Raw genomic sequence first — 2,862 nt, forward strand, 5'->3', positions numbered from 1 at the left:
GTCCGAACGCGGCGGCGACCGCGCAGCCTTCATGTACACCCTGATCGTCACCGCAAAAATGAACGACATCGACCCCCAAGCCTGGCTCGCTGACGTTCTCAAACGACTGCCCGACATGCCCGTCTCGCGCGTGCACGAGCTGCTACCGTGGAACTGGAAAACCGCAGCACAAAACGTCAAGGCTGCATAGCCGCGGTCCACGCCGAATGTTTACGATCATCAGGCCGTTTCTGTGGTCATTTTGTCTCCGGGGTTCACACGGCTAAATACTCCATTTCTCATCTCCCTTGTTCACAGTCATCCTGTGATCTTATCGGGAGCTCGACCTCACAACAGAGGGCAGCCCAATTACGCATGCTTAGGGCCGTTCGTGTTGGGGTCAGGCATCCCGTCCGAGGAACATGCTGCGATCGATCTAATGGCAGCAGAGAGCCCAAAGCAGCCGATTTGTTGTCAGCTTTGAAATCCCTAATTTCAAACGGAGCAGCACGACGCGACCATTTGTCGTTCCCCGTGTCACCATCGTCAAAATTGTGCCGCAAGCGCGGTTGGTGAGAATTAATTTGTGCAAAATAACCTGCTCACGTTAAACTTCGCTTCATTCACTGGCGCTAAAGGGGATGTGAAGATGACGATTAAAGTGATCGGCGCGGGTTGGGGCCGGACGGCAACAAACTCTCTCAAACTGGGTCTTGAAAAGCTTGGCTTTGGTGTCTGCCATCATATGTGGGAGGTTGCCAACGATCAGGAACGATTGGTTCCACTTTGGAATGCTGCACTCGATGGAAATCCGGACTGGCATTCGATATTTGACGGCAACCGTTCTGCCGTTGACTGGCCAGTGGCGGGATACTGGCAGGAATTGGCAGAGTTTTTCCCGGAAGCAAAAGTAATCCTGACGACCCGTACACCTGAGAGTTGGTACGCCAGCATCTCGGAAACAATTCTCCAAGTCATCGACGATCCTGAACAAGCGCCTGAGCCTGCCCGTCCCGTGTCTCGCATGGCCAAACGTGCAGTCACGCGAAGCATCGGCAGTGATTGGTCGGCAGAAGCGCTCATGGGGCGATTTAGGGAGCACGAGCAACGGGTTAAAACCAGCTTGGCTCCAGAGCGACTTTTGGTTTTTGATCCCAGAGACGGCTGGGAGCCAATATGCGGTTTTCTCAATGTATCAACACCATCAGAACCATTTCCGCGAAGTAATCACCGTGATGAGTTTTTTGCAAACATGGACGATATCAGGTGATTTGATGAAGCGGCACCTAGTGTTCTGAGTCTGACGCTTCTTACCTGTTTCCCCTGATTTTATCGAGTGCGTTGAGTGCTCGGCGTTCGCGGGTGAGGATATCTTCGGCGGTTTTGGTCCATTTGAAGGGTTTGGGCTTCTCGTTGTGGTGCGCCAGATATTCGAAGATCGTGGCCTCGAGATCATCGACGCTGGAGTAACTGCCGCGTCGGATACGTCTTGAGGTGATCTCGGCAAAGAAACGCTCCACAAGGTTTAGCCATGAGGCGCTGGTGGGCGTGAAGTGCAGCTTGAAGCGCGGGTGGACACTGTCTCGCTTGCGCCACTTCCATACCGTCTGCTCAGTAGTCCCAAACCGCTCTGCCAAAACCCAGGCGGGTTCGTCGCTCGCTTGAATTTTCGCCCGTATCTTGGGTGTCGTCGTTGCTTGGCTATGAAGTTTGATCAGCATTGAGCGTTCTCCCGAATGTCACCCAAAACCGATCTTGCCATGAAAAGGGCAGACCGACGAGGATCTATGTGATCATCCGGGATGGAACACCTAAGTCTCGCTTCCAGTGTGTTTTTATAGCTGCATTTTGAACCCCCTCGGCACGTTTGGATGGCTCAGTTTAAGCAAGATTTGATTTCAGCTGATGTTGACGTTGCGGTCTTGGGCGTGCGCTTGGCGCGCACTCCGGCCCTTTGGCGAGAAGATGCTAAGGGTGGCTAACGGTTGACCGTGGCGCAGAGCGGCGGCAACATGCGCAAGACGTTATTCACTTGGGGAATGTCGGATGAAGTTATTATCTGTCTTTGCCTTTGTGGCCTTTGCGTTGGATCAGGTCAGTAAATATCTGGTGATCCATGTGATGGGCGTGTCGCCGCTGAATCCGATCGACGTGATGCCGCCCCTGTTGCGGTTTCGGTACGGCGAAAACCGAGGCATCAATCTTGGCCTATTTGGCGACGGGGTCAGTGTTTGGTTTCTGATCGTCATTGCTTTGGCGATCTGCGTAGGGGTTCTGTATTGGGTTATGCGGCACCCGCAGCCGCGTCTGGCGAAAGCCGGTGCTGGTTTGCTGATCGGCGGCGCGCTGGCCAACGTATTTGACCGGCTGATTTACGGCTATGTACTGGACTTTCTGAACATGTCTTGCTGTGGCATCAACAATCCGTTTGTATTCAATGTGGCAGATATTTTCATATTTGCAGGTGCGTTGGGGTTGGTGTTCTTTGGCCATGACCCCAAGGCGCTGAAAAAGGGCACGTGACAAGGAAGGTCAAGGTGCGATAATGCTGCCCAAACGTGGAGAATTTGGACTGGATGAACGTGATCAATGTCCAAGCTGACCACTGTGAATCCCGGAGACAAAATGACCACAGAAACGGCCTGATGATCTGACCGTCGCGGAGTAAAATTCCGCAATCTGACACCTGAAGCCAATGAGTGGAGGGTGGGGAGATGTATTCTGTGGACTTATACAACCGTGTCCGTCGGGCGTGCCATGTTGATGGTATGAGCAAAAGTGCAGCTGGTCGTCTTTTTGGGATCGACTGTTGATTTTCGCTGAGAAGTGACCCGGTAGCCCCCCAGATTTTCACTGAGAACTGACCCATGTGAACACATTGCC

At 53.0% G+C, this 2,862-nt stretch carries 3 protein-coding genes and 1 pseudogene; 3 read left to right on the forward strand and 1 reads right to left on the reverse strand.

Translation table 11 applies throughout. The features are described from left to right. Both LC354_RS27190 and LC354_RS27195 read left to right on the forward strand, forming a co-directional pair. Window positions 1–190: transposase domain-containing protein (locus LC354_RS27190; protein WP_223423851.1), on the forward strand; the 190-nt coding region annotated here is incomplete at its 5' end. A 375-nt stretch (window positions 191–565) separates the two neighbouring features. Then, entirely contained in the window at window positions 566–1,249 is a 684-nt protein-coding gene (locus LC354_RS27195; RefSeq protein ID WP_223429061.1) for a sulfotransferase family protein, read from the forward strand. A gap of 40 nt (window positions 1,250–1,289) precedes the next feature. Here LC354_RS27195 and LC354_RS27850 read toward each other — a convergent pair. Further along, window positions 1,290–1,583, reverse strand: a pseudogene (locus tag LC354_RS27850) (IS630 family transposase); the annotation flags it as partial. Between the two features lie 442 nt (window positions 1,584–2,025). On the opposite strand from LC354_RS27850, the gene lspA reads away from it, so the two are divergent. Next, a complete protein-coding gene (gene lspA, locus LC354_RS27205) occupies window positions 2,026–2,502 on the forward strand; it encodes a signal peptidase II (RefSeq protein ID WP_223429062.1) in 477 nt (158 codons plus the stop codon). Window positions 2,503–2,862: the final 360 nt, after the last annotated feature.

This window comes from Tateyamaria pelophila (genome assembly GCF_019966495.1).
Lineage (GTDB): Bacteria > Pseudomonadota > Alphaproteobacteria > Rhodobacterales > Rhodobacteraceae > Tateyamaria > Tateyamaria pelophila.